The 15,308-nt window shown below is 60.7% G+C and carries 14 protein-coding genes; 5 read left to right on the plus strand and 9 right to left on the minus strand.

The window, feature by feature from the left end:
- Window positions 1-24: 24 nt before the first annotated feature.
- From coaE to pilB, 4 genes are read right to left on the minus strand one after another with little or no spacing between them, the layout of a single operon-like run.
- A complete protein-coding gene (gene coaE / locus KXJ60_RS16960) occupies window positions 25-642 on the minus strand; it encodes a dephospho-CoA kinase (protein WP_291130690.1) in 618 nt (205 codons plus the stop codon).
- Window positions 639-1,499, minus strand: coding sequence for an A24 family peptidase (locus KXJ60_RS16965; RefSeq protein ID WP_291130693.1), 861 nt, complete (start codon window positions 1,497-1,499; stop codon window positions 639-641). The genes coaE and KXJ60_RS16965 overlap by 4 nt, the downstream gene beginning before the upstream one ends.
- The gene (locus tag KXJ60_RS16970; protein ID WP_291130696.1) at window positions 1,499-2,716 is read right to left on the minus strand and encodes a type II secretion system F family protein; all 1,218 of its coding nucleotides are present in this window, start codon (window positions 2,714-2,716) and stop codon (window positions 1,499-1,501) included. Before KXJ60_RS16970 ends, KXJ60_RS16965 begins: the two co-directional genes overlap by 1 nt.
- A gap of 32 nt (window positions 2,717-2,748) precedes the next feature.
- Window positions 2,749-4,482 (minus strand): type IV-A pilus assembly ATPase PilB, encoded by a 1,734-nt coding sequence (pilB, locus tag KXJ60_RS16975; RefSeq protein WP_291130700.1) that lies wholly within the window; start codon window positions 4,480-4,482, stop codon window positions 2,749-2,751.
- 456 nt (window positions 4,483-4,938) lie between these two features.
- On the opposite strand from pilB, the gene KXJ60_RS16980 reads away from it, so the two are divergent.
- On the plus strand, window positions 4,939-5,274 hold the full coding sequence (locus KXJ60_RS16980) for a helix-turn-helix domain-containing protein (RefSeq protein ID WP_291130703.1): 336 nt from the start codon (window positions 4,939-4,941) through the stop codon (window positions 5,272-5,274).
- A 150-nt stretch (window positions 5,275-5,424) separates the two neighbouring features.
- On the opposite strand, the gene KXJ60_RS16985 is transcribed toward KXJ60_RS16980, so the two are convergent.
- The 4 genes from KXJ60_RS16985 to KXJ60_RS17000 form a co-directional block, all read right to left on the minus strand.
- A complete protein-coding gene (locus KXJ60_RS16985; RefSeq protein ID WP_291130705.1) occupies window positions 5,425-6,309 on the minus strand; it encodes an HNH endonuclease signature motif containing protein in 885 nt (294 codons plus the stop codon).
- 127 nt (window positions 6,310-6,436) lie between these two features.
- A complete protein-coding gene (locus KXJ60_RS16990) occupies window positions 6,437-8,641 on the minus strand; it encodes a hypothetical protein (RefSeq protein ID WP_291130706.1) in 2,205 nt (734 codons plus the stop codon).
- Window positions 8,642-8,651: 10 nt separating this feature from the next.
- The gene (locus KXJ60_RS16995; RefSeq protein WP_291130708.1) at window positions 8,652-9,230 is read right to left on the minus strand and encodes a hypothetical protein; all 579 of its coding nucleotides are present in this window, start codon (window positions 9,228-9,230) and stop codon (window positions 8,652-8,654) included.
- Window positions 9,231-9,316: 86 nt separating this feature from the next.
- The gene (locus tag KXJ60_RS17000; RefSeq protein WP_291130710.1) at window positions 9,317-9,589 is read right to left on the minus strand and encodes a hypothetical protein; all 273 of its coding nucleotides are present in this window, start codon (window positions 9,587-9,589) and stop codon (window positions 9,317-9,319) included.
- 354 nt (window positions 9,590-9,943) lie between these two features.
- On the opposite strand from KXJ60_RS17000, the gene KXJ60_RS17005 reads away from it, so the two are divergent.
- The 4 genes from KXJ60_RS17005 to mobF are packed head-to-tail and all read left to right on the plus strand — an operon-like array spanning window position 9,944 to window position 14,530.
- Window positions 9,944-10,300 (plus strand): hypothetical protein, encoded by a 357-nt coding sequence (locus tag KXJ60_RS17005; protein ID WP_291130712.1) that lies wholly within the window; start codon window positions 9,944-9,946, stop codon window positions 10,298-10,300.
- Complete coding sequence (locus KXJ60_RS17010; RefSeq protein WP_291130715.1) at window positions 10,297-10,632, plus strand: hypothetical protein; 336 nt, start codon at window positions 10,297-10,299, stop codon at window positions 10,630-10,632. Before KXJ60_RS17005 ends, KXJ60_RS17010 begins: the two co-directional genes overlap by 4 nt.
- 59 nt (window positions 10,633-10,691) lie before the next feature.
- Entirely contained in the window at window positions 10,692-11,903 is a 1,212-nt protein-coding gene (locus KXJ60_RS17015; protein ID WP_291130718.1) for a type IV secretion system DNA-binding domain-containing protein, read from the plus strand.
- Window positions 11,897-14,530 (plus strand): MobF family relaxase, encoded by a 2,634-nt coding sequence (mobF, locus tag KXJ60_RS17020; RefSeq protein WP_291130721.1) that lies wholly within the window; start codon window positions 11,897-11,899, stop codon window positions 14,528-14,530. The genes KXJ60_RS17015 and mobF overlap by 7 nt, the downstream gene beginning before the upstream one ends.
- Before the next feature lie 55 nt (window positions 14,531-14,585).
- Here mobF and KXJ60_RS17025 read toward each other — a convergent pair.
- Window positions 14,586-15,308: site-specific integrase (locus KXJ60_RS17025; RefSeq protein WP_291130723.1), on the minus strand; the 723-nt coding region annotated here is incomplete at its 5' end.

The following is a 15,308-nucleotide window of genomic DNA, read 5'->3' on the forward strand; positions in this document are numbered from 1 at the left end:
CAAGGCGGGGCGGAGGGTGGGCGTTCATGATAGCCCGAACCGCCTGGCCAGCACCTCTGCAGCCTTCTCCAGTGTGCCGAGATCGTCGGTGTCGTTGAAGATCACGATGTCGGCCGCCGCAACGCGCGAGGCGCGCGGACTCTGGTTGCGCATTACCGCCTGCGTCGCGTTTGCATCCCAACCGCTGCGTGCGTGCACGCGCCGGATCTGTGTTTCGGGTGTGCAATCAACCACCACCACGCGATCCAGTTGCGGCCGCCAGCGCGGCGATTCCACCAGCAACGGCACGTCGAACACAACGCAGGCAGCCTGCGTGATTGCCACGCGGCGTTGAATCTCTGCGCTCACCAGCGGATGCACGATGTGCTCAAGGGCTTGCCGCGCTTCAGGATGGGCAAACACATGCTCGCGCATTCGCTGCCGGTCGAGCGCGCCGTCCGCCGAGAGGAAATCGCTACCGAAGTGCAGTGCGATGGCGTTCATCGCGGCACCTCCTGCTTCGGTGCACCTGCGGGAGATTGCGTCGGCGTCAATGACGTCTGCCCCTCGGGCCTGAAGCAGCCGCGCCAAAGTGCTTTTTCCGCTGCCGATACCGCCGGTGAGCCCCAGCCTCGTGAGCGCTGTACGTGCCGTGGCGGTCACAAGCCGATGGCAGTCAGGATGGCCGACGGGCCAAAAACCATGGAGGTCAAACCTGCAAGTGCAAGGAACGGACCAAAGGGCACATAACCGCCTTCGCGCAAGCGCCCCTTGAGTTTGATGGCAATGCCCACGACAGCACCGATCAACGAAGCCATCAGGATCACGGGAATGAGCGCTTGCCAGCCAAACCAGGCTCCCAGCGCAGCGAAAAGTTTGAAGTCTCCATAGCCCATGCCCTCTTTGCCCGTGACGAGCTTGAATGCCCAGTACACCAGCCAGAGCGATACATAGCCCGCCACCGCACCCCACAGTGCGTCGGGCAGAGGTGTATCGGTCAGACGCAGGCCTGCAGCGCACAGCCCCGCCCAGAGAAGCGGCAGGGTGATGTCATCCGGCAAGAGCGTTGTGTCCCAATCAATACAGGCCAATGCCAGCACCGACGCTGAAAAGCCGCACCACGCCAAAGCCTCCCAACCCAAGCCCCAGTTCCAGCCACACCAGGCGAACAGCAAAGCCGTGATGACTTCAATGATCGGGTAACGCGCACCAATGCGGGTAGCGCATTGACTGCACTGGCCCTTGAGGGCCACATAGCTGAGCACAGGGATGTTTTCAAACCAGCGGATTTGATGTCCGCAATGCGGGCAACGCGATCGCGGCACCATGAGGTTGTAGGGCTCGGCGGTCTTGAGCTCCTCCGCGCACGGCGCAGTCTCAGTCTGCAGTTCCGCGCATTCGGCAGCCCATCTCAGCTCCATCATCCTGGGCAGTCGGTGAATCACCACATTCAGGAAGCTGCCCACCAGCAAGCCAAGCAAGCCCAGCAGCGCCGCACTTGGCGCGCCCGTTTCCGGCATCAAACCACTTGTCCCAGTTTGAAGATGGGCAGGTACATGGAGACCACAATGCCCCCAATCACGGTGCCCAGCACCACGATGATGATGGGCTCCATCAGGCTGGAGATACCGGCGACCATGTCATCGACTTCCGCCTCATAGAAATCGGCGGCTTTACCGAGCATGTGGTCGATGGAACCCGATTCCTCGCCGATGGCGCACATCTGCAGCACCATCGACGGAAAGATATTGGCGTTGGTCATGGCGGCCGTCAGGCTGGTGCCAGTGGACACCTCCTGCTGGATTTTTTCGGTGGCAATCGCATAGACCGAATTGCCCGACGCACCGCCGACGGAATCCAAAGCCTCCACCAGCGGAACGCCTGCCGCAAACATGGTGGCGAGCGTGCGCGTCCAGCGGGCGATGACCGATTTTTCAATCAACACGCCAAAAATCGGCAGCTTGAGCAGCAGGCGGTCCATGAAACGCTGCACCTTTTCGTTGCGCCGCCATGCCTGCAGGAAAAAGTAAAGGCCACCGCCAACTCCGCCAAAAATCAGCCACCAGTACGCCGTGAAAAACTCGCTCATGGCGATCACAAACAGCGTGGGGGCGGGCAGGTCGGCGCCGAACGAACTGAAAACTTCCTTGAAGGATGGAATCACGAAGATCATGATCACGGCGACCACCACAAAGGCCACGATCACCACCGCAATGGGGTACATCAGCGCCGACTTGATCTTGGACTTCAGCGCCTCGGTTTTCTCCATGTAAGTGGCCAGACGATCCAGCAGCTCTTCCAGAATACCGGCGGCTTCGCCCGCTTCCACGAGGTTGCAGTACAGGCTGTCGAAGTACAGAGGGTGCTTGCGAAACGCGGAGCTCAAGGACGTCCCTGTTTCCACATCTGTCCGAATGTCATTCAGCAGTTTGGTCACGCTGGGGTTGGCGTTGCCGCGGCCCACGATATCGAATGCCTGCAACAAGGGGACGCCAGCCTTCATCATGGTGGCCAGCTGGCGCGTGAAGATCGCAATGTCCTTGGGCTTGATCCGTTTGCCCGCACTCATGCGGCGCTTTTTGATCTTGCCTGGCACGATCCCCTGGCGCCGCAACGCTGCCAGCACCTGGTTCTCTCCGGCGGCGCGTGTTTCGCCCCTGACCGTCTTGCCGTTGCGGTCTTTGCCTTCCCACTCGAAGACCACTTCCTTGACGCTTTTGGATACTGCGGTTGCCATGGTGTCCTCTAAGGCTCTTGTCTAGGGCTGCATCATTCGTTGGTCACGCTAAGCACTTCTTCAAGCGAGGTCATGCCCAGCTTGACCTTGAGAAGGCCCGACTCTCGAAGGGTGCGGACACCCTCTTTGCTCGCCTGCTGAGCAATGTCCAGCGCGCTACCGCCACGCAGGATGATTCGCTGAATCTCCTCCGATATCGGCATGACCTGGTAGATGCCAACGCGCCCCTTGTAGCCGTTGTTGCACGCCGAGCATCCCACCGGTTTGTAGGGCGTCCACGTGCCATCCAGATCCTCTGGCTTGAAGCCGGCGTCGACCAGCGCTTTGCGGGGGACGTCCAAAGGCGCCTTGCAGGTGGCACACAGGCGCCGCGCGAGCCGTTGCGCGGTGATCAAGATCACGCTCGAAGCAATGTTGAACGTGGGGATTCCCATATTCATCATCCGCGTCAGCGTCGTCGGCGCATCGTTGGTGTGCAGGGTCGACAGCACCATGTGACCCGTTTGAGCCGCCTTGATGGAGATGTCAGCTGTCTCCAGGTCGCGAATCTCACCCACCATGATCACATCGGGATCCTGGCGAAGGAAGGCCTTGAGCGCAGCAGCAAAAGTGAGCCCGGCCTTTTCATTGACGTTGACCTGATTGACGCCCGGCAAGTTGATTTCAGACGGGTCTTCAGCCGTCGAAATGTTGATGCCGGGTTTGTTCAGGATGTTGAGGCACGTGTACAGCGACACGGTCTTGCCTGAACCTGTAGGGCCGGTCACGAGCACCATGCCGTAAGGGCGACCGATGGCGCTCATCAGCCGCTCTTTTTCCTCCGGTTCGTAGCCCAACGCGTCAATGCCGACCTTGGCGCTGCTCGGGTCCAGAATACGGATCACGATCTTCTCGCCAAACAACGTCGGCAGCGTGCTGACGCGGAAGTCGATGACACGATCTGGCCCGATCTTGAGCTTCATACGACCGTCCTGGGGCACCCGCTTCTCCGAGATGTCCATGCGGGAGATCACCTTGATGCGGGAGGCCAGTTTGTCTTTGATCGCAATCGGTGGGGATGCGATCTCGCGCAATTCACCGTCGACCCGAAAGCGCACGCGATAGTTGTGTTCGTAAGGTTCGAAATGCAAATCCGATGCACGCATGTTGAACGCATCGATCAGCATCTTGTGCAGAAACTTGACCACCGGGGCGTCGTCAACCTCGGAGGCCTTGTCGTTCACTTCGCTGATGTTCGTGTCGGCTGCAGCCTCGTCGAACTCGAAGTCGCCACCGATGATGTTGTCCATCGTATCGTTGACGGTGGTGGTCTGGGCTTCCACCAGCTTGCTCAGCTTGTCGTATTCGGCGATGACCCAGTCAACGCCCATCTGCGTGGCGAACTTGATCTTTTCAGCGGCCTGCTGATCGGCAGGGTCAGCTGTGGCCACCATCAAGCGGTTGTTTCGCTTGCTCAGGACAACAATGCGGTAATCGGCACAAATCTTGGCGTCGAGCAGACCGGCAGGCAGGCGCTGAACATCTATCGCATCAAGATCGAGCAGCGGAGCTGCGAATGCGACAGACATGGTGTGCGCCAAGTCCGAGGCGGACACAGCGCCGGAACCCGTCAGCTCCGCAATGAAACTGGTGCGACCGCTTTGAGCCTTCCGATAGAGATCCTCGGCCGCTTTCTGCCCCAACTTTCCAGCGGACACGAGCGCGCGCCCCAAGCCGGGCAAAGCCATGGAGGGGGTGTCCTGGAGTGCTGTTTCTACGGACGCCATAAGAGCCTTAATCTATCGTAAATCAACGACTTGCCGGCCATTTTTCAGGCAACTTGTGTCCAAAATGCCTCCGATGGCGCGTCGGGCGTTGTATCGAGGATGCGAAACATCGCCGACCGGTCGAAATGAGCGATCGAGTGGCGATTTTCAGAGAATGGTGGTCGGGGTGAGAGGATTCGAACCTCCGGCCTCTACGTCCCGAACGAGCCCTAGACACCCCTATACCTGCTCCGGTTGGGGAGCTGTTATGGTAAATCAACAACTTGCGTTCAGTTGCGCTCAGGTTCGCGCACTTTCACGCAGTGTCGAACAGCCTAAGTTTGCCACCAATTTGCCACCTCCTAAGTGCAGGTGGACCGTATAGCAACGCTCAACCTGCCATGGAGCTTTAGCGCTCTGGGTCGCCTAAATAAATCCCGCTACCTAGACCTTGGACCTGAAATTTTCAAGTCCATCATGACCACCGCCAACGCTTTCAAACCGCTGTCCAAGGAGGACCTCGCCGACGTGCTGGGTGTCTCCATCCGCACCATCGAGAACTGGGTCAATGAGGGTATCCTCCCCGCGCCGACGAAGCTCGGCAACCGGGTCTATTGGCATCCGAACACCTTCTATTCGTGGTTGGACCGGCGCTTATCGCCCGACGCTGCAGAGGCGCCGGGCAGTCACGCCACCGAGCAGGAGCCGGTGCGCACCAAGCTCAAAGTACGGGGCCAGTCGTTGACTGAAAAGACTGAACTCGAAAAGGTGCGTAATCGTACTCAAGCTCAACTCGACGCTTTGATGGCCTGACTGCATTACGGGGTGGCTGATGGGAGACCATTGGCCATCTGAGAACCCCAGTGTTTTCGCGTCTTTCTGGCTGGCGCGACACGGGTCTGGGATGCAGATTGTGTGACAAGCGGGCGCGCAAGAAAACATCATTTTCAGCGCGACGCCGTTTTATGCAGCGGTCAGTAAGGCGCCAACCCGCTGCAACCGCTCTTGCAGTTGAACTCTGTCGGCGCCATGGTGAGCCCGCCGGTGGTCATTTGGACACAGCGCCACCACGTTAAAAACCGAATCCGCCCCGCCCTCACTGAGTGGCACGACATGATGCGTCTCCAGGTAGACCTGCCCGGCCGCCGTGGTGAACCCCCTAGTGCCGCACAGTTCGCAAATGCCCTTCGCCCGCAGCAAGACCCGTCGCCGGACCTCAGCGCTGCGCACGAAGACCGAACCCTCTACAACCCGTTTCTCAGGTGCCTGCTCGCCCGGGTCCGACGGCGCCGAGAACTGGTCAACAAACTCTATCGCTGGCACGCCTCGCGTAAGCATTACTTCGCCTGTTGACCAGTCGTAGTGCGTCACCGCCCAAGGCACGGGGTCTAGCAGGCGTTTGTGCACACGAGATGCCTCATCGTCTCCTGCCTCGATGTCTCGCTCATCCCCCTCACATACGATGACGCGCACAGGAAGGCGCTTGCGCGCTGCCAGTTGGATGGCTCTATCCATCTTCAGTGCGCGCTTCTCCCAGACTGCTTTAGCTTCGCCTTTGCGCCATGGGTCATCGCGCAGACGAACGATTCGGTGCGCGAACGCGCGCATATTCAGAGCATCTTCCACGACACCATTCCGCTCTCTCATCCCTCCGTGCCAAAGGTTCAGCACTACCAAACTATCGGAATCCACAAAGGACCACTCATAGCAGTACCTTGGATTTGAAGCCGCATGCTCGGCTCCTCGCTTGAAATTCTCCCAATCTGAGACATCAGCGCCAGCCTCCTTCACCAAGTCATAGACCAGTTGACGTGTTCGTGGAGCTATCTCCTCCAGTTGGATGCTCATATATGGATATATCTCTAGTCAGCAATAGTCTTAACTGAGGCCCCTATTAACCATGTGTAAATCTCTCTGAGATGCCTCGCGCTTCAAACATAAGGCACTAAAGCACATTAGGAATGGGCTCATTCCCTTAAATGGCATCGTCTAGGTCTTTGAAGAATTTGACTACCTCCGTGTCAGTGCTCCGCTCAGATAGAAGTCGCTCCGAATGCCTAATGTGATAAAAAGGCGACGCTCCGCCGGACGCATCGCGTTTTTCAATACGAAGGAATCCGTTCTGTTTTAGAACAGAGCTAAGAGTTGGCCAATTGGGGTCCTTAAGTACCCGCTCGGCATGGACATCATCGTCACCATCTCGGAGCCAATACTGTCGCATCCGGCAGGCGCGTCCAAGTACCGCATAGACCCGATGCTTTTTGACCTTATCAGAAACAACTAAATTCGAAGCTGGTTTCGCCGAGCGACCTCGCTTGTCCAGCCATTCCGCAATCTTGGCAGCATCAGAGAGTTGGGCCCCGCCTTCATCCACTAATACCCTCGGCACCGGAAATGAACTAGAGAATCTTGAAGCGTCGTCAGCTATTACGCTAATAATGCTTGTTTCTTTAAACTCAAGTGCACTTAGGTCGGCTTGCCTGCAGTCAATCTGATTGATAACGACGCCACTCACCTTTGTCGGTCCAGCGGTCCCACGAGTGACGGCATCGTCCACCTGAAAGCCGGCAAAGTAGGCCTCATCCTCTGCACGAACGCACTGAAAGGAAGCAAGTAAAAGCGCACCGAGATTGCGAGCCCCTCGGTCTAGATGCGGATAGGTTTGGGCCAGATTCTGCGCCCGGCCAAGAAATCCACTGACCATAGAAGGGGCCTCCGAAGAGCATTCGGACACGACATCAATAAAGGTCGACAAAAATTCCGCCCCCAAGATATTACGCCTGATGAACTTAGGCGTGTCACCACGCGAGACTGCCTCAACGGCGACTTTAGCCAAAAAGTAGTTCTGGATGTGAGTATGGACGAACGCCCTATAGCCAGGACGCTCGTCATTCATTAGCAGAGCAACCACTGCGGCCCGGTTCTTAATAAGACCCACGATTTCAGCGGAATACCCATCGCCAAGCGCTGCCTCTGCAATCCATGACAACGTAGTAGCATCAAGTGCTTCCGCCTGCATATCAGCCATTTCCCGAGCCGTCTCCAGCATGAAATTCTCGATAAACGCTTCAATCTGCGGAATTGACATGACGGCTTGAACGGCCTTGCCGAAGAGCTTCGCCTCTCTAGCAATTATTCTTTTCAACAAGAACGATGTAAGAAAGCGCTCATGCTCGCCCTTTATGTCCTTCGGTTTTATATTTTCCGCAAGCAGTCTCAAAAAGACAGGACGTAGCGCAAAAGAGTTTTCATCAAGAAGGACTGAGATTGATGGAATCTCCAAATTAGCCTCAGTCCAGTTATGGTTTCGTAGCCATTCCTTAGCTTGCTGCGGGGACGGAAGTAAGAGTGTCAAGCTATTGACAATGTCGATGCTTTCTCGAAGAGAACTGACATCCTTCAGCAGCCGCGCACGACTAATGAAGGTGTCTCTACCTGCCAATATCAGCGTCCCCTTCCCCCGTACAAAAGCAATCAGCTCACTCAACTGCCCCCAAGCGGTGTCGTAACCGTTCGGGTCACCAAGTTCGTCGAACCCGTCAATGGCCGCCACGATAAGACCGTGACGGACCAATACGGGAACCTGGTCATATGTAACTGTGGAACGAATTGTCTGAAGACTAAATGCCATTAAGTCATCGAGATTCGACAGTACTCGACCACGACTTTTGATATGAAGTATCAATGGCGTCGGGGCTGACTTATAGGATGTTGCCCTCTCTAGGGCGAGCTGGACTATGAGATTCGTTTTTCCAATACCTGCTGGCCCGTCGATGAGCAGCACTTCGGCCGCCCCATCTGGGCGCGCAGCAGACCCAAGCAACTTGCTCACTTCGTTAATGCTCTTGATGGGCACATCGTCGTGCGTGCTTGCGTTGACCGGAATCATTCGCCGTTCAATCTCGCCAGATAATAGGTCCCGCTGAACTTCAGCCCAACGGCGTAGGTTGGCGAATAGCTCAGACGCAAGAAGCGCTGCGACCGAGGTATGGTGTCTTACCGGACTCTTTCCAAGCGTAGACTGCACAACGCCAGTCGTCGAGTCGATGACAAGCTTTAGTTCGCGGCCATCTCGGATGAATCGGACGGTGAACTTGCCCTTCTGCAGGGCAATCTTTGGTGGCTCTTCACCAATGTCAGTAAATGGCGAGAAATCAGAAAGAAGCTGGTCACGGTTCATTTGGCACCTATTAGCTAGCATCAAGCCCGTCGAGCAGTAGAAGATTGTTTCCACGCCTGCGCTTGCAGAGGAGCAGTGCCTTGGAAATTTTAGGATTGATGATGGATTCAGCGGTGAATAGCGGCGGAATTAGGTCGTCATCTTCCGCAACCAGCAGCACCCATTCATCGGGGTCTCGATAGGCGCTAACTACTAGGTCCGATGCTAATGCGGTGTCTACCATCTTCTCTTCATGCCCTTGGTCACCCCTATCCCGTAGCGTATTCGGGAGATGAATACCGGTTCCTTGGTGCATTCTCTTCGGAAGAGCCGAGAGCAGGCAGTCTCCAAAAGCGACGTTGCTGGAATAGGCTACGTTCGGTTTATCAGACGTCGTGGAAAAATCTGTCTCTGCAACGACTTGGCGTATAGCTCTCAGATTTGCCGATGCCTCATATCCCTTTCTCCATCCATGATAGAGACGCAAGACAACGCTGAAGTTTGCTGTCGCGTCGCGTCTAACAAGGCATTGGGATATTTTTTTTGTGGTTTGTTTGAACGCAGCACGGGCAGCGTCGACAGGTTCCTCTGCATAGTCAATCCCGGTCAATCGCAACTGAGAGTTCCAGTCAACAAAACAATTCACACGAAAAAAAGCTCGTCGATGAACGCTTGACCGTTGTTCTACTCTCGTCGTCACGCGATTGCCCATTCCGCAGACAAACTCTCCACCCTCCAAAGCACCATCTTCGTCGCCTCATCCTTCCGGTCGGGCGAGTACTTGTAGTGGGGCGGCAGCAGTTGGCGGCGGCGCCCGTCGAAGGCTGCAGAGAAGTACTTGAGAAAGCTGAGGCCAAGACCGATGCACTTGCATTCTGCATAGACCCAGCTGGGTCGCTGCTTGTCGGCGGCGGCCCATCGGGCTTTCTTGACGTCCTGGCTAATCAGTCGCTGGCAGGTGTTGGTCATTTTTAGAAGCGGCCCTCCCTCGGCTGCAATTCCCCACAAGCTTACCGTGTAACAGGTGTGTTTCACGGACCACCGTGGTCGGGTGTGATTGCCGCACGATGCGAACAGCGCGTGCCTATACGGCTTTGTCCATCAACCTTTTTGGAGAAGCCGAAATGAAGACTTACACCCTGCCCAGGCAGGCCCTGAGAACGACACACACCCCTGCAATCTGCGATAGCGGGGCCCCGAACCTCGGAACCCGCGCCAATACTGACTTGGCGGGGTCCACAACGGTGATTAAGGCGGTCCACGTTCGTGGCCCTCTCGCCACCCTGCCCAGTGTTCTCGTGGCATCCAGCACGGGGGCCGGCCATGAGTGAGCGCAGCCGATTCATCAAAGTCCGCGTGAGTGATGGCGAGTACAAGGACCTTCGCCAGCGGGCCGATGTCCAAGGCTTGACCATGTCGGAGCATGTGCGCTCCACAGTCAGGACGGTGCACGATTCGCTGGACGTGGCCGCCGAGCTGGCGGCGTTGCGCCAGCTGGTAATGCAGGCGACGCCGAGCGCTGCAGTAGCGCTGGGCCATGGTACCGGCAGCGAGCATCGCGAGATGTTGCTGTTGCTGCGCGAATTGGCAGCGGCGCGGGATGCGCAAATCTTGGCTCGTGTTCGGGCGCAGCTTGCGCTGCACGGCGGCAGCCTCGAGCAGCGCCGAGGTGCGGTATGAGGACGCAAGACGCCTTCCTGCGTCACCTGCTCGGCTCGCTTGACCGCGCCGTGGTTTGGACGGTGCTTGCAGTGGTGTTGTCGGCCCTGGTTTGGACCGCCGTGTGGGACCGGGGCCTCGGTCTTCCCGTGCTGGACGGCTGGAGCGTACTCGGTCTGGCTATGCTCGGGCGCGAGACCGACCGCACCGCGCTGACGCTGCTCGTGCTGTGTGTTGCGCTGGGCATCACGGGCGCCAGCCTGGTCGGCGGCTCGTTGTTCCGGCGCTGGCACCGCAGGGCACAGCTCGACGTGGCGCGTCTGCGGGGTGCCCGCTGGGAGGGCGAGCAATGATGCAAGCGGCGTGGGAGCGCATCTGCTCGTGGCGAGCACAAGCGCGCAACCCCGAGCCCATGTCCGGCGGACATCGGCTCCTGACGCTCGGCGGCCAGCCTTGGCCTGCCGAACTGGAAACCCTGCACCTGCTGGCAGCTGGCACCACCGGTGCTGGCAAGAGCACGCTCATCGAGGAACTACTCGGTGGCATCCGGGCGCGAGGTGACCGCTCCATCGTCTGCGACCCGAACGGCGGCTATCTGCGCCGCTTTGCCCAGGACGGCGACCGACTCTTGAACCCATTCGACGCCCGCAGCGAGGGCTGGAGCGTGTTCAACGAGCTACGCGCCGACTTCGACGCCGACCGCGTGGCTGCCAGCGTCGTCCCAGCCGGGCATGGCGAGTCGGCGCCCTGGCACCACTACGCGCAAGTCCTGCTCGCGGAGGTGCTTCGTGCTCTGGTGCGCAGCGGCGAGACGACGACTGAGCGCCTGCTGCACTGGTGCACCAGCGCGCCGGCCCGCGAGCTGGGCGCGCTACTGGCGGGCACTCCGGCTGCGGGCCTCTTCGACGAAGGGGCGGACAAGGCACTGGCGAGCACGCGCTTCGTGCTAACGGCGCATCTGTCGCCGCACCGGTTCATCAAGCCCGGCACCTTTAGCCTGCGCGACTGGCTGGAGCGCGAGGACGGGAGCCTCTACATGACCTGGCGCGCGGACATGCAAGCTGCCCTCTCGCCGTTGCTCGCGAGCTGGGCCGACATCCTGACCAATGCCGTGCTGACGCTGCCACCGGACCCCGCGCGGCGGGTGTGGCTCGTGCTAGACGAACTGGCCGCGCTCGGCAAGTTGAACGGCCTTGAGGCTGGGCTGACGCTGGGCCGCAAGCATGGCTTGGCGGTAGTCGCTGGGCTACAGAGCACGGCCCAGCTCGACCGGCTGTATGGACGGGAGTCGGCGACGGTCCTGCGGGCGTGCTTTCGCAACCTGGCAGTGCTAGCGATTGCCAAGAGCGACCCGGCCACGGCCGATGAACTCTCCCGCGCCCTCGGCGAGCGTGAGGTGCTGCGCCACGAGTTGAGCCGCAGTAGCGGTGCCAGCGGTCTTGGCGAGTCGCAGAGCCTGCGGCATGCCCAGGAGAGGCTGGTATTGGCGAGCGAGATTTCCGGTCTGCCGAACCTAACCGGTTACCTGGCGCTGGCCGGCGACGAGCCGGTGCGTCGGCTGCGCCTCACGCCCCAGGGTCGCGAGGACGTGACAGATGCCTTTGTGCCGGAGGACGCATGCTGACGCTGGCGAAGGTAGTGTCCGCCGAGTCGGCCGCGAGCTACTACGAAGGTAGTGACGACTATTACGCTGAGGGTGGGCTTGCTCCGTCCGCGTGGTGGGGTGCCGGCGCCGAGGCGCTGGGCTTGCGCGGCGAGGTGTACGGCGGGGACTTCCGCGCGCTGCTCGATGGCCGGTTGCCGGATGGGACGGAGATGCATCGCGGCGGTGAAGGCCGCACCGCCGGCCTCGACCTCACGTTCAGCGCTCCGAAGTCCGTGAGCATGCAGGCGCTCATCGGCGGTTCGTCGGAATTGCTGGGCGCCCATCAGCAGGCCGTGAGCCACGCTCTGCGATATGTGCAGAGCGAGCTGGCTGCCTACCGCAGCACGCAGGACGGCGAGACGGTGTCCGTGCGTAGCCAGAACGTGGTCGCAGCCCGCTTCGACCATGACCTTAGCCGCGAAATCGAACCGCAGGTGCACACGCATTGCGTGCTGCTGAACCTGACGCAGCGGTCGGACGGTGAGTGGCGGGCACTGGACGCACATGCCTTGTACGAGCAGCAGAAGCTGCTCGGCATCGTGTATCGGGCGGAGCTGGCCAAGAGGGTGCAGGAGCTGGGTTACGGCACCCGCAGCACGCACCAGGACGGCCGGTTCGAGCTGACGCACATCACCCGCCAGCAGGTGGAGGCGTTCAGCACGCGCAGCCGCGCCATCGACGCCGCGCTGGCCGCGAAGGGGGAGAGCCGCGCGACCGCGTCGGCCGCAATGCGCGAAATCGCCGGCCTCAGCACGAAGCGGGCCAAGGACCCCAACCTGCGGCGCGATGAGCTGCGAGATGCATGGAACGCCAAGGCGGCGGCCCTCGGCGTGAACTGGAAGCCCGAACTGCGTATGGCAGCGCCGCTTGAACGCGCGGAGGTTGAAGCGCGCACGCGGGAGGCGGTGGACTTCGCCGTCGCGCACCTGACCGAGCGCAGCGCCATCGTCAGCCGGCTGTCCCTTGCGCAGGAAGCGCTGGCGCACGGCACCGGAAGCCTAGGGCTGGAAGAGGTGCAGGCCGACATCGGCCGCCGGCTGGCCGGCGGCGAGCTGCTGGCGTCGGCCGATGGGCGGCGGCTCACCACGCCAGGCGGGCAAGCGACCGAGCGGGCGATGCTGGACATCGAGCGACGGGGCAAGCAGGCGCTGGCGGCGGCCATCTGGAAGCCGAGCCAACGCGGGCTCTTCGAGACCACGGAGGCGGGCTCGGCGCACGCAATTACGCTGGGAGCTCACTTGACGGACGGCCAGCGGCGGGCGGCAGAGATGGTGCTGTCCACCCGCAATCGCGTAGTGGGAGTGCAGGGGCTCGCCGGCACCGGTAAGACGGCAATGCTGCGGACTGTCTCCGAGAACCTGGGTGGCGAGTTTAAGGCCATCGGTCTGGCGCCTTCGGCTGCGGCGGCGCGCGAGTTGTCGGCGGCCGGCTTCGATGCCATGACCATTGCGGGTTTCCTCGCCCGTGGCCGAAGCCTGGACGACCAGACCATAGTGGTCGTGGACGAAGCCGGAATGGTGAGCCTGCGCGACATGCACGCGCTGCTGTCGGCCGTGGAGGCCGCTGGCGCCCGCGCTGTGCTGGTCGGCGACACCGGCCAGTTGAAGGCCGTTGAGGCCGGTGCCCCTTTCCGCCAGCTCCAGGACCAAGGAATGGCGATGGTGCGAATGGCGGACATCCTGCGTCAGCAGAACGAGAAGCTACGAGCCGCCGTGGTGGATGCGGCGGAAGGCAAAGTCGAGGACTCGCTGAAGAAGCTGGCTGCGACGGTCGCTGAAGTGCCCCATGCGACCGAGCGCTACGAGCGCATCGCGAAGGACTACGCGTCACGTCTGCCCGAGGAACGCTTGCAGACCCTGACCGTGGCCGGCACGAACCGCGCCCGGCAAGCTATCAACGAACGGGTGCGGCAGCGCCTTGGGTTGGCCGGAACCGGCGTCACCGTCACCGTGCTGGAGGGGCGCGACCTGACGCGGGCGCAGGTGCAGAGTTCTCTGAGCTACGCGCCCGGCGACATCATCGAGGCGCTGCGCCACTACGACAGCATCGGGCTGCGGCGCGGCGACCTAGTGGAATTGGTGGACGCTGCGCCAGGCTGCATCACGTTACGCCGGCAAGACGACCAACTGGTGCAATGGCGGCCGACCGCGATGCCGCATGTTGCCGTGCATCGCGTCGAGCAGCGCGAGATTGCTGTCGGCGACCGCATTCGGTTCACCGCGAACGACTACGGGGCTGGCGTCGTCAATGGTCAGGTCGGCACGGTCGAGTCCATCGACCTCGCGACTCGCGAACTGAAGGTCAACGTCGGGCCGGAGCGCACGCTGACGCTAGACATGAACCGGCCGCTGCGGGTGGACCATGCGTACTGCACGACAGTGCACGCAGCGCAAGGCCAGACCTGCGACCGCGTGCTGGTCGATGCGGATGTGAGTGGGGCGATGGCCAACCAGAGTCTGTACTACGTCGCCATCAGCCGAGCTCGGCACGGCGTTACGCTCTACACCGACGATAAGGAACTGCTGCCTCGGGCCATGACGCGGCTGGACATTAAGCAGGCGGCGCTCGACCTGCATCGAACGCCGACCCGTGGACTGGCGATGTGACCCTGCACAGCAGAAGGCGCCCCCAAGGCGCCTTCTGTCCGTCCGGCGGTTCAGGTCAAGCGGCCCGCCTGGGGCGGAACGGGACGACGTTGTTCGGCGACAGGTCCGGCAGGGCGTTGTCGTCCTGCCGAACGTCCGCGACAACTGCCGTCTGTTCGGCGTTCGACGGTGCGTTGACGACCTGCTTCATGGTCAGCGACGCGCCTTGCTTCAGCCGGCGCTGACCACGGTGCAGGCTGACTTGCTGCTGGTCGGCGAACGCCTCGTCCAGGCGCTTGGCTAGGCTGAGCGTGCACAGGTGGGTGTAGCGAAGCAGCATGCGGGTGTCTCGATGCCCGGAGAACGCTTGCAGGTCCACGAGCGAGAAGCCGCCAGGGAGCTTGGCGCCTGCATCTGCCACGCGGGAGATGGCCTCGTGTCGCAGGTCGTGAATGTGCAGGTCGTCGGCACCGACCAGGCCGACCGCCTCACAGATGCGCGCCCACGCCTTGCGCAGGGCGTCCAGGCTGAACGGGAAAACGAGCGTACCGGTGCGCGGCAGATGCTTCAGCAGCTCTATCAAGTCTTTGCGGAGCGGCAGCTTGCGGGGGCGGCCGTTCTTCGACTCGGGAATGAAGGCGGTCTGGTTGTCGAGGTCGATGCGGTCCCACGTCATCGACAGGGCCTCGCTGCGGCGGGCGCCGGTCATGAGTTGGAAGTTCACGAAGGTCTCGAACAGCGGTACGTGCACGTAGGTGGCTTCCGCTTCGGACGCATACGCAGCCCGCGCTGCGTTGAT

The sequence above is a fragment of the Hydrogenophaga sp. genome, assembly GCF_019264445.1.
Lineage (GTDB): Bacteria > Pseudomonadota > Gammaproteobacteria > Burkholderiales > Burkholderiaceae_C > Hydrogenophaga.